The organism is Variovorax paradoxus (genome assembly GCF_024734665.1).
Classification (GTDB): Bacteria; Pseudomonadota; Gammaproteobacteria; order Burkholderiales; family Burkholderiaceae_C; genus Variovorax.
This window is the reverse complement of record NZ_CP102931.1, coordinates 2,518,824-2,542,683: the sequence shown is the minus strand read 5'-3', so window position 1 is coordinate 2,542,683 and position 23,860 is coordinate 2,518,824. Positions and strand designations below refer to the sequence as shown.

General features: G+C 64.4%; 23 protein-coding genes. 16 read left to right on the top strand and 7 right to left on the bottom strand.

Features of this window, described 5'->3' with window-relative positions; translation table 11 throughout:
• Positions 1-12: 12 nt before the first annotated feature.
• The 4 genes from NWF24_RS11960 to NWF24_RS11945 are packed head-to-tail and all read right to left on the bottom strand — an operon-like array spanning position 13 to position 2,580.
• Positions 13-699, bottom strand: coding sequence for a pilus assembly PilX family protein (locus tag NWF24_RS11960; RefSeq protein WP_258354353.1), 687 nt, complete (start codon positions 697-699; stop codon positions 13-15).
• Positions 696-1,511 carry a PilW family protein gene (locus tag NWF24_RS11955; protein WP_258354352.1) on the bottom strand — a complete coding sequence of 272 codons (816 nt, stop codon included), beginning with the start codon at positions 1,509-1,511 and terminating at the stop codon, positions 696-698. The genes NWF24_RS11960 and NWF24_RS11955 overlap by 4 nt, the downstream gene beginning before the upstream one ends.
• Positions 1,508-2,059 carry a type IV pilus modification protein PilV gene (gene pilV / locus NWF24_RS11950; RefSeq protein WP_258354351.1) on the bottom strand — a complete coding sequence of 184 codons (552 nt, stop codon included), beginning with the start codon at positions 2,057-2,059 and terminating at the stop codon, positions 1,508-1,510. The genes NWF24_RS11955 and pilV overlap by 4 nt, the downstream gene beginning before the upstream one ends.
• A complete protein-coding gene (locus NWF24_RS11945) occupies positions 2,053-2,580 on the bottom strand; it encodes a GspH/FimT family pseudopilin (RefSeq protein WP_258354350.1) in 528 nt (175 codons plus the stop codon). The genes pilV and NWF24_RS11945 overlap by 7 nt, the downstream gene beginning before the upstream one ends.
• Positions 2,581-2,776: 196 nt before the next feature.
• Between NWF24_RS11945 and ribD the strand changes: the two genes are divergently transcribed.
• The 11 genes from ribD (at position 2,777) to NWF24_RS11890 (ending at position 12,364) form a co-directional block, all read left to right on the top strand.
• Complete coding sequence (gene ribD, locus NWF24_RS11940) at positions 2,777-3,898, top strand: bifunctional diaminohydroxyphosphoribosylaminopyrimidine deaminase/5-amino-6-(5-phosphoribosylamino)uracil reductase RibD (protein ID WP_258354349.1); 1,122 nt, start codon at positions 2,777-2,779, stop codon at positions 3,896-3,898.
• A 43-nt stretch (positions 3,899-3,941) separates the two neighbouring features.
• A complete protein-coding gene (locus tag NWF24_RS11935) occupies positions 3,942-4,607 on the top strand; it encodes a riboflavin synthase (RefSeq protein WP_258354348.1) in 666 nt (221 codons plus the stop codon).
• Entirely contained in the window at positions 4,604-5,758 is a 1,155-nt protein-coding gene (gene ribBA / locus NWF24_RS11930) for a bifunctional 3,4-dihydroxy-2-butanone-4-phosphate synthase/GTP cyclohydrolase II (protein WP_258354347.1), read from the top strand. Before NWF24_RS11935 ends, ribBA begins: the two co-directional genes overlap by 4 nt.
• A 6-nt stretch (positions 5,759-5,764) precedes the next feature.
• Positions 5,765-6,226, top strand: coding sequence for a 6,7-dimethyl-8-ribityllumazine synthase (gene ribH, locus NWF24_RS11925; RefSeq protein WP_093055938.1), 462 nt, complete (start codon positions 5,765-5,767; stop codon positions 6,224-6,226).
• Positions 6,223-6,768 (top strand): transcription antitermination factor NusB, encoded by a 546-nt coding sequence (gene nusB / locus NWF24_RS11920; RefSeq protein WP_007837974.1) that lies wholly within the window; start codon positions 6,223-6,225, stop codon positions 6,766-6,768. Before ribH ends, nusB begins: the two co-directional genes overlap by 4 nt.
• Positions 6,765-7,961: a pyridoxal phosphate-dependent aminotransferase gene (locus NWF24_RS11915; RefSeq protein ID WP_093073647.1), complete on the top strand. Its 1,197-nt coding sequence runs from the start codon at positions 6,765-6,767 to the stop codon at positions 7,959-7,961. Before nusB ends, NWF24_RS11915 begins: the two co-directional genes overlap by 4 nt.
• Positions 7,958-8,416, top strand: coding sequence for a tol-pal system-associated acyl-CoA thioesterase (gene ybgC / locus NWF24_RS11910; RefSeq protein ID WP_258354346.1), 459 nt, complete (start codon positions 7,958-7,960; stop codon positions 8,414-8,416). The genes NWF24_RS11915 and ybgC overlap by 4 nt, the downstream gene beginning before the upstream one ends.
• Positions 8,413-9,135 carry a protein TolQ gene (gene tolQ / locus NWF24_RS11905; protein ID WP_093055932.1) on the top strand — a complete coding sequence of 241 codons (723 nt, stop codon included), beginning with the start codon at positions 8,413-8,415 and terminating at the stop codon, positions 9,133-9,135. Before ybgC ends, tolQ begins: the two co-directional genes overlap by 4 nt.
• Before the next feature lie 15 nt (positions 9,136-9,150).
• Entirely contained in the window at positions 9,151-9,588 is a 438-nt protein-coding gene (locus tag NWF24_RS11900; RefSeq protein ID WP_093055930.1) for an ExbD/TolR family protein, read from the top strand.
• Positions 9,589-9,591: 3 nt separating this feature from the next.
• Positions 9,592-10,509, top strand: coding sequence for a cell envelope integrity protein TolA (tolA, locus tag NWF24_RS11895; protein WP_258354345.1), 918 nt, complete (start codon positions 9,592-9,594; stop codon positions 10,507-10,509).
• 124 nt (positions 10,510-10,633) lie between these two features.
• Positions 10,634-12,364, top strand: a complete 1,731-nt coding sequence (locus tag NWF24_RS11890) for a peptidoglycan D,D-transpeptidase FtsI family protein (RefSeq protein WP_093055926.1) — start codon at positions 10,634-10,636, stop codon at positions 12,362-12,364.
• Between the two features lie 30 nt (positions 12,365-12,394).
• Here the strand turns inward: NWF24_RS11890 and dnaE are convergent, their stop codons facing one another.
• Entirely contained in the window at positions 12,395-15,913 is a 3,519-nt protein-coding gene (dnaE, locus tag NWF24_RS11885; RefSeq protein WP_258354344.1) for a DNA polymerase III subunit alpha, read from the bottom strand.
• Between the two features lie 61 nt (positions 15,914-15,974).
• Here dnaE and NWF24_RS11880 point away from each other — a divergent pair, with 61 nt between their 5' ends.
• The 5 genes from NWF24_RS11880 to NWF24_RS11860 all read left to right on the top strand — a co-directional run bounded on the left by NWF24_RS11880 (position 15,975) and on the right by NWF24_RS11860 (position 21,330).
• The gene (locus NWF24_RS11880; RefSeq protein ID WP_258354343.1) at positions 15,975-16,760 is read left to right on the top strand and encodes a sulfurtransferase; all 786 of its coding nucleotides are present in this window, start codon (positions 15,975-15,977) and stop codon (positions 16,758-16,760) included.
• Positions 16,761-16,791: 31 nt separating this feature from the next.
• Positions 16,792-17,508 (top strand): response regulator, encoded by a 717-nt coding sequence (locus NWF24_RS11875; RefSeq protein WP_258354342.1) that lies wholly within the window; start codon positions 16,792-16,794, stop codon positions 17,506-17,508.
• A complete protein-coding gene (locus NWF24_RS11870; RefSeq protein ID WP_258354341.1) occupies positions 17,459-19,075 on the top strand; it encodes a sensor histidine kinase in 1,617 nt (538 codons plus the stop codon). The genes NWF24_RS11875 and NWF24_RS11870 overlap by 50 nt, the downstream gene beginning before the upstream one ends.
• Positions 19,076-19,220: 145 nt before the next feature.
• Positions 19,221-19,751: a tripartite tricarboxylate transporter TctB family protein gene (locus NWF24_RS11865; protein ID WP_176928806.1), complete on the top strand. Its 531-nt coding sequence runs from the start codon at positions 19,221-19,223 to the stop codon at positions 19,749-19,751.
• Between the two features lie 4 nt (positions 19,752-19,755).
• Positions 19,756-21,330, top strand: a complete 1,575-nt coding sequence (locus NWF24_RS11860) for a tripartite tricarboxylate transporter permease (RefSeq protein ID WP_258354340.1) — start codon at positions 19,756-19,758, stop codon at positions 21,328-21,330.
• A gap of 139 nt (positions 21,331-21,469) precedes the next feature.
• On the opposite strand, the gene NWF24_RS11855 is transcribed toward NWF24_RS11860, so the two are convergent.
• Both NWF24_RS11855 and NWF24_RS11850 read right to left on the bottom strand, forming a co-directional pair.
• A complete protein-coding gene (locus NWF24_RS11855) occupies positions 21,470-22,021 on the bottom strand; it encodes a hypothetical protein (RefSeq protein ID WP_258354339.1) in 552 nt (183 codons plus the stop codon).
• Between the two features lies 1 nt (position 22,022).
• Positions 22,023-23,819 (bottom strand): LysM peptidoglycan-binding domain-containing protein, encoded by a 1,797-nt coding sequence (locus NWF24_RS11850; RefSeq protein ID WP_258354338.1) that lies wholly within the window; start codon positions 23,817-23,819, stop codon positions 22,023-22,025.
• Positions 23,820-23,860 lie beyond the last annotated feature (41 nt).

Below are 23,860 nucleotides of genomic sequence, written 5' to 3'. Positions count from 1 at the left end.
CTCTCGCTTTGCTCAATTCACCTTGGTGACCGGATCCGGGTCGAACGCCATCTGCAGTTCGACCCGCGTACCGCCCGCGGTGCCAGGGCTTCGAGCGCCCGTGGCGACGGCAGTGATCCGATACAACGGGTATTTGCTGCTGCTCTTGCGGTCGATGACCTCGATCCAGTACTTGGCCCCCCTCAGCGCCGGATTGCCAGCGTCGGGAGCTCCTGTGAACTGCCCATACGAGGCGTGCTTGCTCACGTACGTATCGCTGATCCAGAACCGGTAGGCCTCGCTGCCGTATGCAGCCGCCACCGAATCGGTCGCGGAGAAGTAGCAGATGCCGCGATCGCAACTGTTGGCGCCTTCGTTCACATAGGCGGTCACCCAGCCTGTGTCGCGATCGGGGAAAACGCGGCCATCTTCGGCCTTGCGGCAGCGCGACGTCGCGAGTGCCGAACACGCCACGTAGGTCTTGCTAGTGCTGGCAAAGGCCAGTTGCCGGATGTCACGCTCCGCATCCAGCAGCGCCGCTTCCGCGGCCTCGAAGGCGCGTTGATGCTCGCGCTGGTTGCCCGCCACGGACTCCAGCAACTGGGCCGTCCGCGCGCCGCCCACCGCCAGCAAGGCCGAGAGCAGCAGCATGATCAGTACGATGAAAAGCGAAAACCCGCGCTGTGCCCGAGGTGCGCGAAGGCAGAAGGAGTGCGTCATAGCGCCCCCAGGTTGTTGCGCAGCGCGAACACCGCCGTGTAGACGCGCCGCAGCTTGCCGTCGCTGGTGGTCTGCGACTCACCGTCGCAGTCGGTGTAGCCGCCGCCCGGGTTGTTTCTGGTGCTGCCCGCAAGTCGCAGGCAGACGCGCACCGTGCGAACAAGGTTGAAGTTCGCAACATCGGCGGCCGTCACGTAACGCACCACCCGTTCGCTCCCGGACTCGGCACCGATGCCGTACATGACATCGAAGCGCTCCACGCCGTCGACGATCGGCTGCGACTTGTTGCTGCCGCTGCCCTTGCAACTCAGGACGCCATCCGCCACCGAGAACTCGCTGGTGATCACTCGCAGGTTGCCTGAGGCAGTGGGATCGGCGGGGTTGTACACGTTGGTTGCCGCGCCCTGACCCAGGCAGTCTTTGAAGTAGTCGGGACTCGGCGCGTACCCGACCTTCAGCTTGTCATTCACCGAGCTGCCCTGCGCCTCCTCCCCCTTGATCGCGAAGAAGACCCGCTCGCTCGCGAGATTCGTGTTCTTGTCGGCGTTGAAGTTGAAGTAGTACAGCGGCTCGGTCACGTCGATAGGGATGTAGCCGGCCTGCCGGATCTGCTGGCCCAGCAGCCTGAACGCCAATGCCGACGACTGGTTGAGCGCGTTGACGTCGTCGCCCGTCATGGCTGTAGTGCGCGTGCCAAGCATGCTGGCCACAGCGGCCAGCACCACCAGCATGCCGATGATCAGTGCGACAAGAAATTCGACCAGCGTGAAACCTGCCTGCCGCAGGATGGGCGCGAGTGCCTTGCGGTTCATGGCTGCGGCACTGCAACGACGACTTCCATGCAGGCCTTGCCGCTCGGACAGTCCCAGTCCGAGTTCGGCGCGATCGGGTTGACGACGGCAGGCTCGTCCCACGCGATGTGCACAAACAGCAAGCCGCCGGCCGTTGCCTTGCCCTGTATGTCGGCCTGTCCGCCCGGTAACGCGGCCGCTACCGTGCGCTTCCAGTTCCACAGGTCATTGGCCGCGAGTTGGGCGGCGCTGCAAGTGGCGCTGGCTCCTGTGCATGGAGGCTCGGGGGCAGTGACGCTCGCCGTTGACCAGTTGGCCACGTAGGGGCTATCGGATGCCGCGCCTGCAATAAGGTTGGCGCGAATGCGATCGGCCATGTCACCGGCCAGTTGCACCGCGATGTTCTTGCTGCTGGCGCCTGCGCTGTCGGCGAGCACGCGCAGTTGGAAGCCAGCCAGCGCCAGCAGGCCGAACGAGAGCACGAGAACGGCCACCATGGCCTCGATCATCGAGAAGCCTGCCTGCCCTTTGCGCTCCCGATGCGCCTTGCGAATCGGAACGCTCAGCATGCGTCGCGCCCCTTCACCCGCCGAAGGCGCCCGCCAAGCGAAATGCAAACCGTGGCGGCGTTGGATGAATCGGCGTTTCCCGCCGGGTAAAAGCTGAAGCTGGCGAAGCTGGAGTGACCCATGGCATCGAAGGACATGGCTCCGGGCACGTTTTTCTGGACTGCGACCCGCGTATCGGGGTCTTGCCGTCTGAGTGTTTCGATGGTGGCGCCGCTGCCAACCAAGGTGTCCCAACCGCAGCTCCAGTCCCTGCCGGTGCACCCTGTGCGCGCCTGGATGGTCACGGTCTTTCCGCGCCGGGCCGCCTCCGAGCGCGCATGGCTCACGCTCGCCATCAGGGCCGAGGCCATGCCCTCGACGCGGTACTTTTCGATCAGGCCACTGAAACTGGGCAGCGCCATTGCCAGCAGCACGGTCATCAGTACGATGACGACCATCATCTCGACAAGCGTGAAGCCTCGCGGCCTTTCGGTGTGGTGGCGTGAATGCGCCCGCGCGGACGCGCAGAATTCGTTATTCATGTCGTACCGTCCGCCGACTCGCACCATCGTGCCTGGGCAAACGCTTCTCCCTGATTGCAATAGCTTGAAATTCTATTTTTCAATATCTTATTGACCGCCTATTGCACGACAAACGGTCAAAGCAAATGGATCAACGGTCAATTGTTTTCAATTGATTTCAATTGACGCTCCAAAATGGATTTGATTTAACAAAAGAATGACAAAAGAAAATCCCAATTTCATGATCCAGGCGCTGAATCTCGCGCGCCAGGCCGGACCCGAGACCGATCCCAATCCGCGCGTCGGCTGCGTCCTGGTCTCCGCGAACGGCACTGTGATCGGCCAAGGCCACACCCAACAGGTCGGCGGCCCTCATGCCGAAGTCATGGCACTGCGCGATGCGGCGACGAGAGGCCATTCGGTCGCCGGCGCAACCGCCTGGGTCACCCTCGAGCCCTGCTCCCACCATGGCCGCACCGGCCCATGCTGCGATGCGCTGGTCGCGGCCGGCATCGGCCGGGTGGTCGCGTCGATGGCCGACCCCAATCCGCTGGTCGCCGGCCAGGGTTTCGAGCGACTGCGCGCCGCGGGCGTCGATGTCGAGATCGGGCCGGGCGCGGAGGAAGCGCGCGAACTCAACATCGGCTTCTTCAGCCGCATGGTCCGCAAGACGCCCTGGGTCCGGATGAAGGTGGCCGCCTCGCTCGACGGCAAGACCGGCCTCGACAACGGCGTGAGCCAATGGATTACGGCGCAAGCCGCGCGCGCCGACGGCCATGCATGGCGAGCGCGCGCCAGCGCGGTGCTGACGGGTGTCGGAACCGTGCTCGAAGACAACCCGCGCCTGGACGTGCGCCTGGTCGAGACTCCGCGCCAACCGCACCTGGTGGTCGTGGACAGCCGGCTCCAAACGCCGCCCGACGCTCACATCTTCATAGCAGGCCGCCCCGTGTGGATCTACGCGGCCAGCCGGGACGAGAAGAAAGCCGAGGCGCTGGAAGCACGCGGCGCCACCGTCACCTGCCTGCCCAACGCCGACGACAAGGTCGACCTGGGCGCCATGCTGAAAGACCTGGCAGCCCGCGGCGTCAACGAGCTGCACGTCGAGTCGGGCCACAAGCTCAACGGCTCGATGCTGCGCGAAGGCTGCGTCGACGAGCTGCTGGTGTACCTGGCGCCCAAGCTGATCGGCAGCGGGCTCGACATCGCGAGCCACATCCACGCCGACGGCCCGCTCACCTCGCTGGCGGGGGTTCTGCCCCTGGAATTCAGGTCCGTCGACATGCTTGGACCCGATCTGCGCATCGTGGCCCGGATCGCCGGAAAAGACGCCTTCTGACGTTTAGCCCGAAGCCCCCCTCGTTCTCTGCGAAAATGCGCGGATGTTCACCGGAATCATCACCGGCGTGGGGCGCATCGCCGCCATCCACGACCTCGGCACCTCCTCCTCCTTTGGCAAAAGACTCAGCATTGCGGTGCCCGACGGGTATCTCGACGACGTCGGCCTCGGCGACAGCATCGCGCTCAACGGCGCCTGCATGACCGTCACCACGCTCGCCCCCGAGCGACAGCAGTTCACCATCGACATTTCGGCCGAGTCCCTCGACAAGACCGCGGGCCTGACCGACGAAGGCAGCCGCATCAACCTCGAAAAGGCCCTGCGCGCCAGCGACCGCCTCGGCGGCCACATCGTGTCGGGCCACGTGGACGGCATCGGCAGCGTGAGCTTCTTCGAGCCCGTCGGCGAAAGCTGGGAACTGCGCGTGGTGGCACCGCCGGCGCTGGCCCGCTTCCTCGCCTACAAGGGCTCGATCACCGTCAACGGCGTGAGCCTCACCGTCAACAAGGTGAACGACATCGAAGGCGGCGCCGAGATCAGCATCAACCTGATCCCGCACACCGTCGACAACACCTCCCTTGGCAGCCTGAAGGCCGGCTCGAAGGTCAACCTCGAAATCGATACCGTGGCGCGCTACGTGGAGCGCATGCTTCAGGCGGGCGTGCTGGTGCCCCCCACTTCCACGTATTCCAAGGACACAGCCGAATGAACGCCTCCGTCACGCCGATCGGCGCTCCCCGCGCCGCGCGCGCCCCAGCCCCGATCTCTTCGGTCGAGGAAATCGTGGCCGAGCTTGCCGCTGGCCGCATGGTGATCCTGGTCGACGAGGAAGACCGCGAGAACGAAGGCGACATCGTCGTCGCGGCCGACCACATCACGCCCGAGGCCATCAACTTCATGGCGCGCCATGCCCGCGGCCTGATCTGCCTCACGCTCTCGCGCGAGATGTGCGAGCGGCTGCAGCTGCCGCCGATGGTGCAGCGCAACGGCGCCAAGCATTCGACCGCGTTCACCGTTTCCATCGAAGCGGCCGAAGGCGTGACTACCGGCATCTCGGCCGCCGACCGCGCCCGCACCGTGCAGGCCGCCGTAGCCCCCAATGCAGTGGCCGCCGACCTCGTTCAGCCCGGCCACATCTTCCCGCTGCAGGCGGTGGACGGCGGCGTGCTGATGCGCGCCGGCCATACCGAAGCCGGCTGCGACCTCGCCGCCATGGCCGGCTGCTCGCCCGCCTCGGTGATCTGCGAGGTGATGAACGAAGACGGCACCATGGCCCGCCTGCCCGACCTGCAGATCTTTGCGGCCGAGCACGGCCTCAAGATCGGTACCATCGCCGCGCTCATCGAGCACCGCAGCCGCGTCGAATCACTGGTCGAAAAAGTCGGCTGCCGCGAGATCCAGACCAACTGGGGCGCCTTCACCGCCCACGCCTTCATCGACAAGCCCAGCCGCGGCGTGCACCTTGCGCTGGTGCGCGGCAAGTGGGCGCCCGAAGACACGGTGTCGGTGCGCGTGCACGAGCCGCTGTCGGTGCTCGACGCACTCGAAATCAACCGCTCGCTGCACTCGTGGAGCCTGGACGCCAGCCTCTCGCACATCGCGAACGAGGGCAAGGGCGTGGCCGTGCTGCTGAACTGTGGCGAAACCGCCGGCGAGCTGCTCGCCCAGTTCGACGGCACCGCGCGCCCCGCGCAAGCCCCCGAGCGCGGCCGCATGGACCTGCGCAGCTACGGCATCGGCGCGCAGATCCTGCGCGAATGCGGCGTGCACAAGATGAATCTGCTGGGCACGCCGCGTCGCATGCCGAGCATGGCGGCGGGCTACGGGCTCGAAATCGCCGGCTACCTCACGAAAGACTGAACGACCATGCAAGGTTCAAACAAGGGCGAGACAACGCTCAACGGCAAAGGCCTGCGCATCGGCATCGTGCAGGCGCGCTTTAACGCCGACATCACTGATGCGCTGGCCTCGGCCTGCCTCTCGGAGCTCGAGGCGCTGGGTGTGGCCGCCAGCGACATCCATCACCTGCAGGTTCCCGGCGCGCTCGAAGTGCCCGTGGCGCTGCAGGCGCTCGCCGAACGCGGCGGCTACCACGCGCTGGTGGCGCTGGGCTGCATCATCCGCGGCGAAACCTATCACTTCGAACTCGTGGCCAACGAATCGGGCGCGAGCGTGAGCCGCATTGCGCTCGACTACCGCCTGCCCATCGCCAACGCGATCCTCACCACCGAAAACCTCGAGCAGGCCATCGCCCGCCAGACCGACAAGGGCCGCGACGCAGCCCGCGTGGCGGTCGAGATGGCGCAACTGCTGGCCACCCTTTCATGACCGAAGACACCTCCAAGCCCCTCAAGCCCGCTGGCGCCAAGCCGCGCCAGTCGCGCGTCGGCCTCACCAGCACGGGCGCGCGCAAGGCTTCGGCCAAGTCGAACCGCAGCCGCGCGCGCGAGTTCGCGCTGCAGGCGCTCTACCAGCACCTGGTGGGCCGCAACGACCCGACCGACATCGACCACTTCACGCGCGACCTCGCGGGCTTCCACAAGGCCGACGCTCTGCACTACGACGCGCTGCTGCATGGTTCGATCGAAGGCGCCGAGCAGCTCGACGCGTTGATCCGCCCGCTGCTTGACCGCAAGTTCGAAGAAATCTCGCCCATCGAGCACGCCGTGATGTGGATCGGCGTGTACGAGTTCCAGAACTGCCCCGACGTGCCGTGGCGCGTGGTGCTCAACGAGTGCATCGAGCTGGCCAAGGAATTCGGCGGCACCGACGGCCACAAGTACGTGAACGCCGTGCTCAACGGCCTGGCGCCGCAGTTGCGCCCGCTCGAAGTGGAAGCAGATCGCGCTTCGGGGAAAGCAAAGGCATGAGGATTTCGACGCGCGCACAGCGCATCGAGCCCTTCTATGTGATGGAAGTGGCCAAGGCCGCCAGTGCATTGGCCCGCCAGGTCGCCCATACCGACCGGCCGATGATCTTCCTGAACATCGGCGAACCCGACTTCACCGCCCCACCGCTGGTGCAGGAAGCCGCAGCCCGCGCCGTGCGCGCCGGCGCCACGCAGTACACGCAGGCCACTGGCCTCGACCATCTGCGCGAACGCATCAGCGCCTGGTATCGCCAGCGCTTCAACGTCGACGTGCCGGCCCGCCGCATCGTCGTCACCGCTGGCGCCTCGGCCGCGCTGCAGCTGGCCTGCCTCGCGCTGATCGAGTCCGGCGACGAGATCCTGATGCCCGACCCGAGCTATCCGTGCAACCGCCACTTCGTGAGCGCGGCGGACGGCAAGGCCGTGCTGGTGCCGACCACGGCCGAAGAGCGCTTCCAGCTCACGGCCGCCAAGGTCGAGGCCGCCTGGACCGACAAGACGCGCGGCGTGCTGCTCGCGTCACCGTCGAACCCGACCGGCACTTCGATCGCGCCCGACGAACTGCGCCGCATCCACGAGGTGGTGTCGCAGCGCGGCGGCATCACGCTGATCGACGAGATCTATCTCGGCCTCTCATACGACGATGCCTTCGGGCAGACGGCGCTGGCCATCGACGACAACGTCATCAGCATCAACAGCTTCAGCAAGTACTTCAACATGACCGGCTGGCGCCTCGGCTGGCTGGTGGTGCCCGAGGTGCTGGTGCCGGTGGTCGAGCGCCTTGCGCAAAACCTGTTCATCTGCGCGAGCACGGTGTCTCAGTACGCGGCGCTCGCCTGCTTCGAGGACGAGAGCATTGCCGAGTACGAACGCCGCCGCGCCGAATTCAAGGCGCGCCGCGACTGGTTCATTCCGCAGCTGAACGCGTTAGGCCTGAACGTGCCCGTGGTTCCCGACGGCGCCTTCTACGCCTGGGCCGACTGCACGAGCTTCGCCGAAAAGCTCGGCATCTCCGGCAGCTGGGACTTCGCCTTCGAGACCATGAAGCGCGCCCACGTCGCCGTCACGCCCGGCCGCGACTTCGGCACGGCCGAGACGGCCAAGTTCGTGCGCTTCTCCACTGCCAGTTCGATGGCGCACCTGCAGGAATCCATCGAACGCCTGCGGGCCATGGCAGAGAACCAGGCGCAATGAGCTACGCGTTTCCGATCCGCGTCTACTGGGAAGACACCGACGCCGGCGGCATCGTGTTCTACGCCAATTACCTGAAGTTCATGGAGCGCGGCCGCACCGAGTGGCTGCGCTCGCTGGGCGTCGAACAGCGCAAGCTGCGCGAGGAAACGGGCGGCCAGTTCGTGGTGAGCGAAACGCAGCTCAAATACCATCGGCCCTCGCGGCTAGACGACGAACTGCTCGTTACAGCCGATCTTCAACAATTGGGCACTGCGTCGTTGATAATCGGTCAGCGAGTGCTATCAAAAACAGAGCAAGAGCGAACGGGGGCCCCGGCACCCGTCTTGCTGTGCGAAGGCACGATCCGCATCGGCTGGGTGGACGCCGCCACATTGCGTCCCGCACGCATTCCGAAGCAAGTGACGGGAACCCTCGAGCGCTACAGCGGCTCCATGACACAACCTTTCAAGCCATGAACCAAGACCTCTCCATCATCAATCTCCTGCTCCATGCGAGCTTCGTGGTTCAACTGGTCGTGCTGCTGCTCGTGATCGTCTCGATCGCCAGCTGGGCCGCGATCATCCGCAAGTACTTCGCACTGCGGCGCATGCGTGCCCTCAACGACGACTTCGAACGCGAGTTCTGGTCGGGCACCAGCCTCAATGAACTGTTCGCCTCGGCCGCGCAGAACGCCAAGTTCGCCGGCCCCATGGAGCGCATCTTCGCTTCGGGCATGCGCGAATATCAAAAGCTGCGCGAACGCCACGTTACCGACGCCCCCACGCTGCTCGACGGCGCCCGCCGCGCGATGCGCGCGAGCTTCCAGCGCGAGCTGGACGCGGCCGAGCAGAACCTCTCGTTCCTGGCCACCGTGGGCTCGGTCTCTCCGTACGTCGGCCTGTTCGGCACGGTCTGGGGCATCATGCACGCCTTCACCGGCCTGGCTGCACTGGCGCAGGTAACGCTGGCCACCGTGGCCCCCGGCATCGCCGAGGCACTGGTGGCCACCGCCATCGGCCTGTTCGCCGCCATTCCGGCTGTTGTGGGCTACAACCGCTTCGCCCGCGAGATCGACAAGATCGCCATTGCCCTCGAAACCTACATCGAGGAGTTCTCCAACATCCTGCAGCGCAACCTGTCGGCCAATCCGACGGCCGGCGGCGCGGCATCGTCGGTGGCTCCGGCCAACCGCTGAACGGAGGCGCAGCGCATGCCCGCCGTTTCATCCCGGGGCCGCGGCCGCCGGACGATCAACGAGATCAACATGGTCCCGTTCATCGACGTGATGCTGGTGCTGCTGATCATCTTCATGGTCACCGCGCCGCTCATCACGCCGAGCGTGATCAACCTGCCCTCGGTCGACCGCGCCAACAAGCAGCCCGACAAGCCCATCGAGATCGTCATCAAGAGCGAAGACGAAGTGCAGATCAAGAAAGATCCGTCCACCGGCTCGGGCGGCACCTCGATCCCCATGACCCAGATCGGCTCCGCGGCCAAGCAGGCCCAGGGCGGCGACGACCAGCGCCCGGTGGTCATCAGCGCCGACAAGTCGGTGAAGTACGAGACCGTCGTGAAGGCGATGAACCAGCTCAAGCGCAGCGGTATCGAGCGCGTGGGCCTGTCGGTCACGACCACGGGCGGCAAATAAGGCATGTCGCTCGCACTGGATCGCCCCGAGTTCGCGCCGCCGCCGCAGCGCGGCACGCCGCGTGCCGTCGTGCTGGCCCTCATTGCGCATGCGTTGCTGATCGCCGCGCTGACGTGGGGTGTGCGCTGGCGCAGCGACCCCGACGAAGGTGCGGTCGACGCGGAGCTGTGGTCGTCCACGGTGCAGCAGGCGGCGCCCCGCCTTCAAGCACCGCAAGCCCCCACGCCGGCTCCTGCGCCACCGCCGCCCGCACCCGCACCACCACCCCCACCGGTGGCGAAGGCGCCCGAGCCCGCACCTGCGCCAAGGGCGCCCGACATTGCCCTGGAGCGCGAGAAGAAGCTCAAGGAGCAGAAGGAACAGAAAGAGCGCGAACTCGAGCAGCAACAGCAGCAGAAGAAGAAAGAGCTCGAAGCCAAGCAGCGTGCCGAAGACGAGGCCCAGCGCAAGAAAGAGCAGCAGCAGAAACTCGCCGACCAGAAGAAGCAGCAGGAAGCCGAGGCCAAGCAGGCCGAAGCCAAGAAGGCCGATGCCGCGGCGAAGCAGGCAGCCGCCGACCGTGCCGCCGCGCTCAAGCGCATGCAAGGCCTGGCTGGTGCGAGCGGCGCCGACGATTCGAAGGGCACAGCCCAACGTTCGTCGGGCCCTTCGAGCGGCTATGCCGGCCGCATCGCCGCCGCCGTGCGCCCGAACATCACCTTCCCCGATGCCGACATGGTGAACGGCAACCCGGCCGCGGAGTTCGAAGTCAACCTGGCGCCCGACGGCACCATCGTCGGCGTCAAGCTGAGCAAGTCGAGCGGCCTGCAGGGCTGGGACGAGGCCGCCGAACGCGGCCTGCGCAAGACCGAGAAGCTGCCGCGCGACACCGACGGGCGCATCTTCCCGTCGCTGATCGTGTCGCTGCGGCCCAAGCGCTGACGGCGCAGCAGCAGCGTCGATTTATGCGTCGATTCCGGGCGGCTTTGAACAACCGCCCGGAACTCGTTCGACGCCCTGCTGTCTACACGCGGACAACAACAGCCGGGCGCCACGCCCGCACAAGATGAATCCCAACGGCCGCATCCGCTACGGCAGCAGTCCGCTGCTCGCCAGCCCCACTCCCGTGTGGCGCAGCAAGTTCATCGTGGCCAGCATCGCCTTCGGCTTCGTGCTGCTGGCCGGCCGGGCCGCTTACGTCCAGATCTTCAACAACGACTTCTTCCAGCATCAGGGCGAGGTGCGCTACCAGCGCACGCTGGAGCTGCCGGCCAACCGCGGCCGCATTCTCGACCGCAACGGGCTGATCCTGGCCTCCGACATTCCGGCGCCCAGCATCTGGGCCATTCCCGAGGACATCGAGCGCGACGACCCCGAAGTTCAGGCCAAGCTCAAGCAGGCGGCCAAGCTGCTCGGCATGCCGCAGAAGGACTTCGACAAAAAGCTGGAGGACGAGGACAAGACCTTCGTCTGGCTCAAGCGCCAGGTCGACCAGCCGGTTGCCAAGGAGGTTGCGGCGCTCAACATCAAGGGCATCTACCTGCGCCGCGATTACCGTCGCCAGTATCCCGAGGGCGAGGCGGCGGCGCACCTGGCCGGCTTCACCAACGTGGAAGACATCGGGCAGGAAGGCGTGGAGCTGGCCTTCAACCAGGAGTTGGCCGGCAAGTCCGGCTCGCGCCACGTCCTCAAGGACCGGCTTGGTCACATCGTCGAGGACACCGAAGACCAGGTGCCGCCGACCGAGGGCCACGACATCCAGCTGAGCATCGACGACCGTGTGCAGTTCGTGGCCTACGAGAAGATCCGCGATGCCGTCGTCGCCAACAAGGCGCGCGCCGGCAGCGTGGTGGTGGTCGATGCGCAGACGGGCGAGCTGCTGGCCATGGCCAACTACCCGAGCTACGACCCCAACGACCGCCGCAACCTCACCGGCGAGCAGTTGCGCAACCGCGCAATGACCGACGTGTTCGAACCGGGCTCGACGATGAAGCCGATCACCATCGCCACCGCGCTGCAGCTGGGCCGCGTCACGCCCAAGACCATCATCGACACCAACCCCGGACGCATCACCGTGTCGGGCGCGACCATTCACGACGATGAGAACTTCGGCGTGCTGACGGTCGAGGGCGTGATCCAGAAGTCGAGCAACGTGGGCGCCACCAAGATCTCGCAGCGCATGACGGCGCAGGAGATGTGGAACTCGCTCACGGCCGTGGGCCTCGGGCAGAAGCCGCAGACGCCCTTCCCCGGCGCGGTAACGGGGCGGTTGCGGCCGTGGAAGTCGTGGCGCCCCATCGAACAGGCCACCATGTCGTACGGCTACGGCCTCTCGGCCTCGCTGTTCCAGATCGCGCATGCGTACACCGCCTTCGCGCACAACGGCGAGGTGATCCCGGTGAGCCTGTTGAAGAACATGGGCGAGGAGCCGGCCGGCGTACAGGTGTTCTCGCCGCTGGTGGCGAGCGAAGTGCGCCAGATGATGCACATGGCGGCCGCGCCCGGCGGCACAGCGCCGCTGGCGCAGACCGTGGGCTATTCGGTGGGCGGCAAGACCGGCACCGCGCACAAGCAGGTCGGCAAGGGCTACGCCAGCAACAAGTACCGCGCCTGGTACACGGGCATGTCACCCATCGACAAGCCGCGCATCATCGTTGCGGTGATGGTCGACGAGCCCAGCGCCGGCAAGTACTTCGGCGGACTGGTGGCGGCACCTGTGTTCAGCCAGGTTGTGCAGCAGACGCTGCGCATCATGAACGTGGTGCCCGACCTCGCCGTGGCGCCGATGGCGCACTGACGACGCACACGCCAGGTCTCGCGCCGCGCCTCAGTCGTAGACGATCAGCGCCTTGCCCGCTTCCGCCTGCGCGGTCCAGCTGGCCAGTGCAGCATCGGTCGGGAAGAACTTGGCGCGCTCGCCCAGTTGCAGCTCGACCTGCGCGCCGCCGCGCGCCATCGACAGCCGCACCGGCAGCCCCTGGATCAGGTCGCCGACCTCGGTTTGCTCGGTACGCGGCGGAAAGTCTTTCAGCAGGCGCGCGATGTCGGGCGCCTTGCCGTTCACCGCCACGCGCAGGAACTTGCCGAAGCGGCAGCGCGCCGTGGCAAGGTCCCACACCTGCTGCACCTGGAAGCGCGCCTCGAAGCCGCCGCGCGCAGGCTGCAGCCGGCCGCTGACGATGACCAGCTCGTCATCTTTCAGCGTGTTGCGGTTGGCGTTGATGGTCGCCTCGTCGGCGGTGGCGTCGATCGAGTCCGACTTGTCGTCGAGCTTGAAGATCGCCAGTCGGCCGCGCTGGCCGTTGATCACGCGGAAGTCGCTCACGATGCCGGCAATGACCTGCTGGTCGCGGCTGTCGAGCAGGTCGCCGATCTCGCGCTTGCAGAAGCGCCGCACCTCGTGCGAAACCTCGTCGAACAGGTGGCCCGACAGGTAGAAGCCGACGGCTGTTTTCTCCAGCGTCAGCCGCTCCTTCACGCCCCAGGGCGTGGCGTCGATGAGGTCGGGCTCTGCGGTGGCCGAGCCGTGCTCGGCGTCGCCGAAGATGTCGACCTGCGATGCATTGGCCGCGGTGGCGCTCGCGAACTCGAAGGCTCGGTCAAGCGAAGCAATCAGCGACGCGCGGTTCTGCTGAATGGCGTCGAAAGCACCAGCCTTGATCAGCGCTTCGACCGTGCGCTTGTTGATGCGCTGGCGGTCAATGCGCACGCAGAAGTCGAACAGGCTCTTGAACGGCCCGCCCTCTTCGCGCGCCCGCACCACAGCCTCGACCGCGAGCTGGCCCGTGCCCTTCACGGCGCCCAGGCCGTAGCGGATGATCTTGTTGGTGACCGGCTCGAAGCGGTAGTTGCCGCGGTTCACGTCCGGCGGCTCGAAGGTGATGCCGAAGTTCTTCTGGGCGTCTTCGAACAGCAGCTTGAGCTTGTCCGTGTCGTCCATTTCCACGGTCATATTCGCGCAGAAGAACTCGGCCGTGTAGTGAACCTTGAGCCAGCCCGTGTGGTACGCCAGCAGCGAGTAGGCGGCCGCGTGCGACTTGTTGAAGCCGTAGCCCGCGAACTTCTCCATCAAGTCGAAGATTTCGTCGGCCTTGTCCTGGACGATGCCGTGCGTCGCCAGGGCGCCCGCGCGGAATTTCTCGCGGTGCTCGGCCATCTCCTCGAGCTTCTTCTTGCCCATTGCGCGGCGCAACAGGTCGGCGCCGCCGAGCGAGTAGCCGCCCAGGATCTGCGCGGTCTGCATCACCTGCTCCTGGTAGACCATGATCCCGTAGGTCTCGGAGAGCATCTCGGCCACGGCCGGGTGCGGGTACTCCACCGTCTCGCGGCCGTGCTTGCGCGCCACGAAGCTGGGAATCAGGTCCATCGGGCCTGGGCGGTACAGCGCGTTCAGCGCGATCAGGTCTTCCAGGCGCGTAGGCCGCGCATCTTTCAGCATGCCCTGCATGCCGCGAGATTCAAACTGGAACACGGCTTCCGTCTTGCCGTCGGAGAACAGCCGGTAGGTGGCCCCGTCGTTCAGCGGAATGTTCTCGAACGCGAAGTTCTCCTGGCCCTTGTGGCGCTTCATGATGAACTCGCGCGCAATCTCCAGGATGGTGAGCGTGGCGAGACCCAAGAAGTCGAACTTCACGAGGCCGATGGCTTCGACGTCGTCCTTGTCGTACTGGCTCACGGCCGATTCGCTGCCGGGCTGCTGGTAGAGCGGGCAGAAGTCGGTGAGCTTGCCCGGCGCAATGAGCACGCCCCCGGCGTGCATGCCGATGTTGCGGGTCATGCCTTCGAGCTTCTGCGCGAGCTCGACCAGCATGCGCACTTCTTCTTCCTTCTCGATGCGCTCCGCCAGTTGCGGCTCCATCTCGATGGCGTAGTTGTTCTTGTCGCCTTCGATCTTCTTCTCGGGCGGGTACTGCAGCGTGACCGACATGCCGGGCTTGTTCGGAATCAGCTTGCTGATGCCGTCGCAGAACATGTAGCTCATGTCCAGCACGCGGCCCACGTCGCGGATAGCCGCGCGCGCGGCCATGGTGCCGAAGGTGGCGATCTGGCTCACGGCGTTGCGGCCGTACTTGTCCTTCACGTAGTCGATCACGCGGTCGCGGTTGCCCTGGCAGAAGTCGATGTCGAAGTCGGGCATCGAGACGCGCTCGGGGTTCAGGAAACGTTCGAACAGCAGCTTGTATTCGAGCGGATCGAGGTCGGTGATCTTCAGCGCATAGGCCACCAGCGAGCCCGCGCCCGAGCCCCGGCCCGGTCCCACCGGGCAGCCGTTGGCCTTGGCCCACTGGATGAAGTCGCCCACGATCAGGAAGTAGCCGGGGAACCCCATGTTCAGGATCGTGTTGATCTCGAACTCCAGCCGCTCCACGTAGCGCGCGCGCTCGGCCTCGCGCTTGGCCTCGTCGGGGTAGAGGTGCTTCAGGCGCACCTCCAGGCCCTCGAACGACTCCTTGCGGAAGAAGTCGTCGATCGGCATGCGCACGCCTTCGCTGATGAAAGGCGTCGGAAAGTCGGGCAGCTGCGGCTTGCCCAGCACCAGCGTCAGGTTGCAGCGCTTGGCGATCTCGACCGTATTGGCCAGCGCGCTCGGCACGTCGGCGAACAGCGCCTGCATCTCGGCGGTCGACTTGAAATACTGCTCTTCGGTGAACCGCCGCACCCGGCGCGGGTTGCCGAGGATTTCGCCTTCGGAAATGCACACGCGCGCCTCGTGCGCTTCGTAGTCTTCGCGGGCGGCGAACTGCACAGGGTGAGTGGCAACCACCGGCAGATGCAGCCGGGCCGCCAGCTGCACCGCGGCAATGACATGCGGCTCATCCTCGGGCCGGCCTGCGCGCTGCAGCTCGATGTAGAAGCGGTGCGGAAAAATCCCCGCCAGCCGCAATGCCAGCTCGGCAGCGCGCTCGCCCTGCCCCTGCAGCAACGGCTGGCCCAGCGGCCCGGCCTGCGCGCCCGAGAGCGCGATCAGCCCGCCCGCGAGCTCCTCAACCCATTCCAGCTTGCAGGCCGCCTGCGACTGCCCCCGGCCCACGTTCTGCGTCCACGCCCGCGCCAGCAGCTCGGACAGGTGCAGATAACCTTCCATGTTCTGCACCAGCAACACGATGCGGGTGAGCACGCCGGGCTCCTTGCCCAGCCCTTCCACGAAGACTTCCGCACCGATGATGGGCTTGACGCCCTTGCCCCGGCCCTGCTTGTAGAACTTGACCGCCCCGAACAGGTTGTTCAGGTCGGTGATGGCCAGCGCGGGCTGCTTGTCGGCAGCGGCGGCCTTGATGACTTCGTCGATTCGATTGGTGCCGTCGACGACGGAAAATTCGGTGTGCAGGCGCAGGTGAACAAACATCCGGCCATTGTAGAAACTGCCACTCCACGATGTGGGTTGGCAATCCCTACAATCGCGCCCCGTGCAAGAGATTCTGAATATCGCGGCCTACAAGTTCGTGGCCATAGACGACAGCCCCGTGCTGCGTGAAGAGCTGCGCGCCCGCACGCAGGCCCTGGGGCTCATGGGCACCATCCTGCTGGCGCCCGAGGGCATCAACCTGTTCCTGGCCGGCACCACCGACGGTGTACGGGCTTTTCTGGCCCATTTGCGTGCCGACGCCCGCTTTGCCGACCTCGAGGCCAAGGAAAGCTGGTCCGCCGCGCAGCCCTTTCGCCGCATGCTGGTGAAGCTCAAGCGCGAGATCATCCGCATGGACCACCCGGCCATCCAGCCCGCCGCGGGCCGGGCGCCCGGCGTGGATGCCCCCACGCTCAAGCGCTGGCTCGACCAGGGCCACGACGACGAGGGCCGCGAAATCGCCCTGCTCGACACACGCAATGCCTTCGAAGTCGACCACGGCAGCTTCGAAGGCGCCATCGACTGGCGCATCGGCAAGTTCACCGAATTTCCGCCCGCCCTGAAGGCGCACCGCGACGAGTTCAAGGGCAAGACGGTCGTGAGCTTCTGCACCGGCGGCATCCGCTGCGAGAAGGCCGCGATCCTGATGCGCGAAGAAGGCGTGGAGCACGTGCTGCAGCTCGAAGGCGGCATCCTCAAGTATTTCGAGCAGGTCGGCGGCGCGCACTACACGGGCGACTGCTTCGTGTTCGACGGCCGCGAGGCCCTGGCGCCCGACCTGAGCGCACGCTCGGCACGCGCCAGCGCCCGCGCCTCGGAAGACCCCGACCTCGCCATCAAGCAGTAACGGCAACAACCAAGACGTCGACAGGCCTCCCATGCGCATCCTCCTGGTGGAAGACGAACTGGACATGGCCTCGTGGCTGATCCGCGCGCTCACACAAAGCGGCTTCGTGGCCGACCACGCGCCCGACGCGCGCACCGCCGAGGCCTTCATGGCCGGCACCGAATACGACGCCATCGTGCTCGACCTGCGCCTGCCCGACAAGCACGGCCTGAGCGTGCTGGCCGACATGCGCAATGCCGACGACCGCACGCCGGTGCTGATCCTCACGGCGCAAGGCGCCCTGCAAGACCGCGTGCGCGGCCTGAACCTCGGCGCCGACGATTTCCTCACCAAGCCTTTCGAACTGGTCGAACTCGAAGCGCGCCTGTCGGCCCTGGTGCGCCGCAGCCGCGGCAAGCAGCACCCGCGCCTGCAGTGCGCCTCGCTCTCGTACGACAGCCAGAGCCATGCCTTCACGCTGCGCGGCACGCTGCTGTCGCTCACGCCGCGCGAGCAGGCCGCGCTCACCGCCTTGCTGATGCGCAGCGGCGCACCGGTCGGCAAGTCGCAGCTTTTTGCCAAGGTGTTCACCAACGACAGCACCGCCGGCCCCGACGCCATCGAGGTGGTGCTGCACCGGCTGCGGCGCAAGCTCGCGGACAGCGACGTGCGCATCGTCACCGTGCGCGGCCTGGGCTACATGCTGGAGAGCATTGCCGATGGATCCTCAGCCCCAGCCCAACCCGAACTCCCCGGCGAGAGCGACTGAGCCACAGGCGCTGCCGCCCCAGCGCTTCGGCATCCGCGCGCGGCTGCTCGCGCTGCTGCTGCCCGGCATCGTCGCGCTGCTGGCGCTCGACAGCTGGAACGACTACAAGGCCCTGACCGATTCGCTCGTGGTCGCCTACGACCAGAGCCTGCTCGAACCCGTGCAGGCGCTGGCCAACGGCATCGTGGTGGCGAGCGACGGCAGCGTGCGCGTGCAGGAGCCGTTCTCGATCCAGGCGATGTTCGAGTCCACGCACCTGCGCTACAAGTACCTGCACGTCGGCGTGCAGCGCATTCCCAAGGGCAAAACGCTCGACGTGAACTCGCCCGAGACCACGCTCATGGGCGTGCCCGGCCTGCCCCGCCCGGCACAGCAACCACCCGACGGCACGCCGGTGTTCTACGACGCTGTGCACGAGCAGCACCCGGTGCGCGTGGCCGCGCTGCGGCAGACGGTGTACGACAACGTCCACCCCGGCGTGGCCTACAGCGTGCTGATCCAGGCGGCCGAGGGCACCGGCCCGCGCACCGAGGCCCAGGCCGAATCGCTGCGCCAGGAGCTGCTGCGCGACACGCGCATGGTGCTGGTGATGGCGCTGCTGGTGTGGCTCGGCGTGGCGTGGACGCTGCGCCCGCTGGAGCGCCTGCGCAGCTCCCTGCGCGAGCGATCGCGCGACGACCTGACGCCGCTCGACGCCAGCGGCGTGCCGCAGGAGGTCGCGCCGCTGGTGGACGCGGTGAACCACCACATCGCGGGCCATCGGCGCATGGTGGCCGAGCAATCGCAGTTCCTGGCCGATGCCTCGCATCAGCTGCGCACGCCGCTGAGCATCCTGTCGATCCAGGCGGGCTACGCGGTGCGCGAGACCGATCCGGCACGCATGCGCGAGTCGCTGCACGCCATCGTCGGGCAGCTCGCGCGAACGCGCCGCCTCAGCGAACAGCTGCTGGCGCTGGCCCATGCCACCACCGAAGACGAAGTCGCTCCTGCCGAGCCCACGGTGGTCGACCTCAACGCCATCGCGCGCGAGGTGGTGCTGCAATACCTGCCGCTGGCGCGCGAGAACGACCAGGACCTGGGCTGGGTCGACGCGCGCGGCGACAGCGCCGCCGAACGCATTGCCACCGTGGGCGACGACGGCGAAGACACGGACGGCACTGACGAAGCCGGCGATGAAGACGACTCACCCGTGCTGCCCGTGGCAGCCAACGCCGCCGAACTGCACGAGGTTCTTGCCAACCTTGTGCACAACGCCATCAAGTACACACCGCGCGGCGGCAACATCACAGTGACCGTGCGGCGCGAGGCCTCATATGCGCTGGCCGAGGTGTGCGACAGCGGACCGGGCATCGCACCCGAGCGGCGCGACAGCGTGTTCGAGCGCTTCCATCGCGACCCATCCGTAGCTGCCGTCGCAACACAAGGCGCGGGCCTCGGCCTGACCATTGCGCGTAGCTATGCGCGGCGCAACGGCGGCGAGATCGAACTCGACAACGCCGACATGCCGGAGAGTGCCAACGGCGGCGGACTGCGCGCGATCCTGAGGCTGCCGCTGCGCGCCTTCTGAGGCCCTTCCTTGCAAGGGTTTCACCGGATACACCGGTACGTGATTACACGTATTTTGAGGGTCGGCGGGCCGTTTGCGCCTGCTCCGAAAGGCGATTGAAAGCCTCGATTCCTAGACTGCGCTCCTTCCAATCGAAGGAGACTCAATGCAGCACCAGCTCGGTGAAGATCCGGCCTCGCACGCGCTTCGGCCCGCTTCAAAATTCAAAAAAGATTACTACGGCGGCGCCCTGCTGATCGTCATCGGACTGGCCGCCGTCTATGCCGGCATCGGCTACCGCGTTGGCGAACTCGCGCACATGGGACCGGGCTTCTTCCCGGTCGCGCTCGGCGCGCTGCTGGCACTCACGGGGCTGCTGATCGCTGTCTCCGCGCGCGGCGACAAGCAAGCTGAAGGCGCGAGCGAAGAAGCCGCGTCGCACGGCCATCCGGGCGGCATGCCCGACATTCGCGGCGGCATCTGCATCATCCTGGGCATCCTCGCGTTCCTGCTGTTCGGCGAGTACGGCGGCCTGCTGCCGGCCACCTTCGCCATCGTGTTCATCTCGGCGCTCGGCGACCGCGACAACACGCTGACCGAAGCGCTGCTGCTGTCGCTGGCGATGTGCTTCATCGCGGTGGTGATCTTCTGGTGGGCGCTCAAGCTGCAGCTGCCCCTGTTCCAGTGGGGAGGCTGACACCATGATCGGTCAATCGCTCCACGACCTCTGGTTCGGCTTCGGCGTGGCCTTCCAGGGCTCGAACCTGATGTGGTCCTTCTTCGGCGTGCTGGTGGGTAACCTGATCGGCGTGCTGCCGGGCATGGGCGCACTGCAGGCCATCTCGATCCTGCTGCCGCTCACCTACGTGATGCATCCGGTGCCGGCCATCCTGATGCTGGCCGGCATCTTCTACGGCTCGCAGTACGGCGGTGCCATCGGCGCCATCCTGATGAACATGCCGTCGCACCCGCCGCATGCGGTGACCTGTCTGGACGGGTACCCGATGACCAAGCAGGGCAAGGGGGGCGTCGCGCTCGGGGTGACGATGATCGCCTCGTTCTTCGCGGCGTCGGTCGGCATCATCGTGATGATCTTCGCCTCGCCCCTGCTGGTGCAGATCGCGTTCAAGTTCGGCCCGACCGAGATCTTCTCGATCATGCTGCTGGGCCTGCTCGCCGGCTCCACCATGTCGCGCGGCTCGCCGCTCAAGGGCGTGGCCATGACGCTGTTCGGCCTGCTGTGCGGCGTGGTCGGCACCGACGTGAATAGCGGCAGCTTCCGCTTCGCGTTCGGCCTGCCCGAGCTGAGCGACGGCCTCGAACTGGTGGCGATCTCGATGGGCCTGTTCGGCGTGGCCGACTTCCTGCTCAACGTGAACCGCATGAAGACCATCGGCGACACCGGCACGCTCAAGCTCAGCGACATGCGCCCGAGCAAGGAAGAGCTCAAGCGCGCCTTCCCCGCGATGATCCGCGGCACCATCGTCGGCACGGTGTTCGGCGCAATGCCTGGCACGGGCCCGACCATCACCACCTTCATTGCCTACGCGCTGGAGCGCAAGGTGTCGAAGACGCCGAACAAGTTCGGCACCGGCATGATCGAAGGCGTGGCCGGCCCCGAGGCCTCTGCCCACTCGAAGACGCAGGTCGACTTCATCCCGACGATGAGCCTGGGCATTCCGGGCGACGCGGTGATGGCGCTGATCCTGGGTGCGCTGCTGATCCAGGGCATCCAGCCCGGCCCGCAACTCATTACCGAGCATCCGGACATCTTCTGGGGCCTGATCGCCTCGTTCTGGATCGGCAACGTGATCCTCGTGATCCTGAACGTGCCGCTGATCGGCGTGTGGGTGAAGCTGCTGAAGGTGCCCTACAAGTACCTGTTCCCGGCCGCGATGTTCTTCATTGCAACCGGCGTGTACAGCACGCAGAACAGCCTGTTCCAGATCTGGGAAGTGCTGGTGTTCGGCATCGTCGGCGCCCTGCTGATGTCGCTGGAATTCTCTGTCGCGCCGATCTTGCTGGGCTTCGTGCTCGGGCCGATGGTGGAAGAGAACTTCCGTCGCGCACTGCTGCTCTCGCGCGGCGACATGTCGGTGTTCGTGACGCGGCCGATCAGCGGCACCTTCATCGGACTGTGCGTGCTGCTGCTGGCAGGCGTGGGCTACTCGGCCTGGCGCGGCCGTGGCGGTCGCAAGGGTGTGGTCGAGCTGCCGAAGCTGCCAGAGGGGACGCCGCCTGCTGAGGCTGCCTCGATGGGGGGCGGAGGTAAGTGAGACCACCTGACTCAATGGAAATCCAATAGAAGGAAATCCAGACCGAAATGCCCCGCACGAGCGGGGCATTTTTCGTTGGGGCGGACGTTGCCTTAAGCGGTGTAGTCGCACTGCGTCCCACGCGGGGTCGACTCGCGACTCATGGACGTCGTGTGATGGGAGGCAAGAGTGCACAAAACGCGGCCTCGATATCCGCGGCCTCCGGCAGGGAGTGGTCCGCCCCCAACGTCACCGTTTCGATTTTTCTTTTACCGGTTGTCAGGCTCATCATCCGGGCATTTCCTTGATTCGCATAAACGATGACTCCATCCAGTCCGGGCGAATTCATCACCCTATCATCTTTATAATTTTTCAATGCCAAATTCAAACTTCTCATTTGACTTGGACTTTTCTTTAGAAAAACATCATCAATCAAATCATCGGTGATGAGCTCGGGCCGTTTTTCCATATATAACAGAGGCCATCTCAGCCATTGCCCATCACAATCGGTTGATTTTTTATTGGCGAAATTTTTTATTATTTTGTCAATTCTTTTGCTGCCGGAAGATTTATCAAGATTTACCCACACAACATAAGGACCATTCGCCGCCCCCGCCATAGCCGCAGATGGTATAAAAAACAAAAGAAACACGCCGGCAAGCAGTCGATACCAGTCCATCGATTTTTCGACAGGGCCTCGATATTTTTTCATGCTACGTGGTCCTTGGAGAGTTATTTTTATCAATCTCCACCCCTTCGATCCCCATTTCCTTGTTTATCTCGGTCGCATCAGCTTGTTCGATTCCTGGATTGGAAATATCTTTTTTTGCTTGCTCGTAATAAGCGACTGGAACAAAAAAATTCAAACGATTAGGCCGGCCTTTTATTTTGACGATCTTTCCATTCTTTCTTTTTTCTTCGTGCGACTCAACTGGATCGATCCTAAAAGGAGAGAAATTTATCTGATCTCCTTGATTGCCGCCCAGCAATATCAAATTTTTGGATCCGCTTTTAGCATAGACAAAGCCCACATGGCTTCCATGTCCAGTCTTGCTATTCTTTACCATGGCAATAGCTCCATATATTGGCTTTTCCAGTTCGACAAATAAAGGGTTTCTGATTTTCAATCTCTCATTCATTTCATAAAACCCGTGCGCGCGCCCCATTGTGGCCTTGCGGTCCGCATAGCCCGCATTTTCAATAGGGTAGTTCGCCTTTGACAAGCACCAGTTCACAAAAGCCGCGCACCAAGCCCGATCGGACATGGATATTGAACCGTCCTTGATTTCCGTGTGATAGTTGATCTCTTTTTCTATCAGTTGCTCCACTTTTCCACGCCTGAGTTTGGCTTCCGCAATGGCAATTGGCATCCAAGGGGCTCGCCCCGGCATCGGATTTATAAGAGCCAAAACTTTACCTGCTCCCTCTTTGGACCGCACTGAGTCCGACGGCTCTGTGCTGGAAGGAATTGGGGGTATCAAAGTAGGAGCGGGACGTGGGGCCTGAGTTGTTCCTGTCAGGCTGGATTTCGACGGCCGCACGCCGATTGACCTTTCCTCCCCGCCCCCGTGAATCAGCAGTACTTCACCGGGAAAAATCTTGTCGCTAAGTCGATTGTTTTCAGCCTTGATTTCGGCAATGGTGGTTCGATACAATTTTGAAATTTTCCCCAGATTGTCTCCAGGCTGAACTACATAGCGCGTTGGTCTTTTGATTTCTGGTTTGGAATTATTTATCTTTTCAGAGCCCGCCACGCCTTTCCATTTTCGGGATCTCGACAAGAGATTGAAGTCCCTTCCTGTTTCGCCCTGAATCTCTCCAATTTTCACCACTTCATTGGTCTTTGGGCTGACCACTTTGACATGCACTGCTGATTTGTCCGCGGGATGAATCACTGGAGGAAAACGCCCCGTCACATCGGATTTTATTCTTTCCTCCCTGCCTCCCATCTCTATTATTATTTCCGTATCTGGCAGGGGCTGAATGCCATTGGTTGCATTGATTCGGCTTACTTCAACCCAGGTTTCCTTTCGAGTTTCCGATTTAGCGTGATAGCCCTCTATTTCTGCGATACCATTCATTATTTTGGTCAACTCGGCATCACTGCAGTCCCGAATCTTCTTATCTCCCAGAACACTGCTGATTTTCAGCAGATCATCTATATATTTTTGAGTATTGTTTTCTTTCTTGGGTGCATAAGCAGGAATTGCCTCCAAAATTGTCCGGTCTCCGTGCATTCTCTTCAAATTCGCCTTCAACTCCATGCGCCCGGCCTCCTCATCTGGAAAGATAAGAAATGTTCTCCCGGATCTGGTTGTAGCGAAGCCCACATAGCCTTTGGCTTTTTTCGGAGAAGGCACTCCATCCACCATCCGAGCAGTCAGATCTCCCGGATTATTGATTCGCCAGGGCAACGTTCCGCCGTGCCTGAGCAAATGCCGGCCGTCTTCACAAATAAATTCGGCGACTTCGATGTTCGGATGGTAAGTCGCTGAAATCAGTTTTGCCATACTCACTTCTTCCGTTTAAAAATCCAATTCAAATAATCTGG

Excerpts from the sequence above, each read along its gene's own strand:
- NWF24_RS11960 (WP_258354353.1), bottom strand. The coding sequence starts at position 699 with ATGACGCACTCCTTCTGCCTTCGCGCACCTCGGGCACAGCGCGGGTTT.
- NWF24_RS11955 (WP_258354352.1), bottom strand. The coding sequence starts at position 1,511 with ATGAACCGCAAGGCACTCGCGCCCATCCTGCGGCAGGCAGGTTTCACG.
- pilV (WP_258354351.1), bottom strand. The coding sequence starts at position 2,059 with ATGCTGAGCGTTCCGATTCGCAAGGCGCATCGGGAGCGCAAAGGGCAG.
- NWF24_RS11945 (WP_258354350.1), bottom strand. The coding sequence starts at position 2,580 with ATGAATAACGAATTCTGCGCGTCCGCGCGGGCGCATTCACGCCACCAC.
- ribD (WP_258354349.1), top strand. The coding sequence starts at position 2,777 with ATGACAAAAGAAAATCCCAATTTCATGATCCAGGCGCTGAATCTCGCG.
- NWF24_RS11935 (WP_258354348.1), top strand. The coding sequence starts at position 3,942 with ATGTTCACCGGAATCATCACCGGCGTGGGGCGCATCGCCGCCATCCAC.
- ribBA (WP_258354347.1), top strand. The coding sequence starts at position 4,604 with ATGAACGCCTCCGTCACGCCGATCGGCGCTCCCCGCGCCGCGCGCGCC.
- ribH (WP_093055938.1), top strand. The coding sequence starts at position 5,765 with ATGCAAGGTTCAAACAAGGGCGAGACAACGCTCAACGGCAAAGGCCTG.
- nusB (WP_007837974.1), top strand. The coding sequence starts at position 6,223 with ATGACCGAAGACACCTCCAAGCCCCTCAAGCCCGCTGGCGCCAAGCCG.
- NWF24_RS11915 (WP_093073647.1), top strand. The coding sequence starts at position 6,765 with ATGAGGATTTCGACGCGCGCACAGCGCATCGAGCCCTTCTATGTGATG.
- ybgC (WP_258354346.1), top strand. The coding sequence starts at position 7,958 with ATGAGCTACGCGTTTCCGATCCGCGTCTACTGGGAAGACACCGACGCC.
- tolQ (WP_093055932.1), top strand. The coding sequence starts at position 8,413 with ATGAACCAAGACCTCTCCATCATCAATCTCCTGCTCCATGCGAGCTTC.
- NWF24_RS11900 (WP_093055930.1), top strand. The coding sequence starts at position 9,151 with ATGCCCGCCGTTTCATCCCGGGGCCGCGGCCGCCGGACGATCAACGAG.
- tolA (WP_258354345.1), top strand. The coding sequence starts at position 9,592 with ATGTCGCTCGCACTGGATCGCCCCGAGTTCGCGCCGCCGCCGCAGCGC.
- NWF24_RS11890 (WP_093055926.1), top strand. The coding sequence starts at position 10,634 with ATGAATCCCAACGGCCGCATCCGCTACGGCAGCAGTCCGCTGCTCGCC.
- dnaE (WP_258354344.1), bottom strand. The coding sequence starts at position 15,913 with ATGTTTGTTCACCTGCGCCTGCACACCGAATTTTCCGTCGTCGACGGC.
- NWF24_RS11875 (WP_258354342.1), top strand. The coding sequence starts at position 16,792 with ATGCGCATCCTCCTGGTGGAAGACGAACTGGACATGGCCTCGTGGCTG.
- NWF24_RS11870 (WP_258354341.1), top strand. The coding sequence starts at position 17,459 with ATGGATCCTCAGCCCCAGCCCAACCCGAACTCCCCGGCGAGAGCGACT.
- NWF24_RS11865 (WP_176928806.1), top strand. The coding sequence starts at position 19,221 with ATGCAGCACCAGCTCGGTGAAGATCCGGCCTCGCACGCGCTTCGGCCC.
- NWF24_RS11860 (WP_258354340.1), top strand. The coding sequence starts at position 19,756 with ATGATCGGTCAATCGCTCCACGACCTCTGGTTCGGCTTCGGCGTGGCC.
- NWF24_RS11855 (WP_258354339.1), bottom strand. The coding sequence starts at position 22,021 with ATGAAAAAATATCGAGGCCCTGTCGAAAAATCGATGGACTGGTATCGA.
- NWF24_RS11850 (WP_258354338.1), bottom strand. The coding sequence starts at position 23,819 with ATGGCAAAACTGATTTCAGCGACTTACCATCCGAACATCGAAGTCGCC.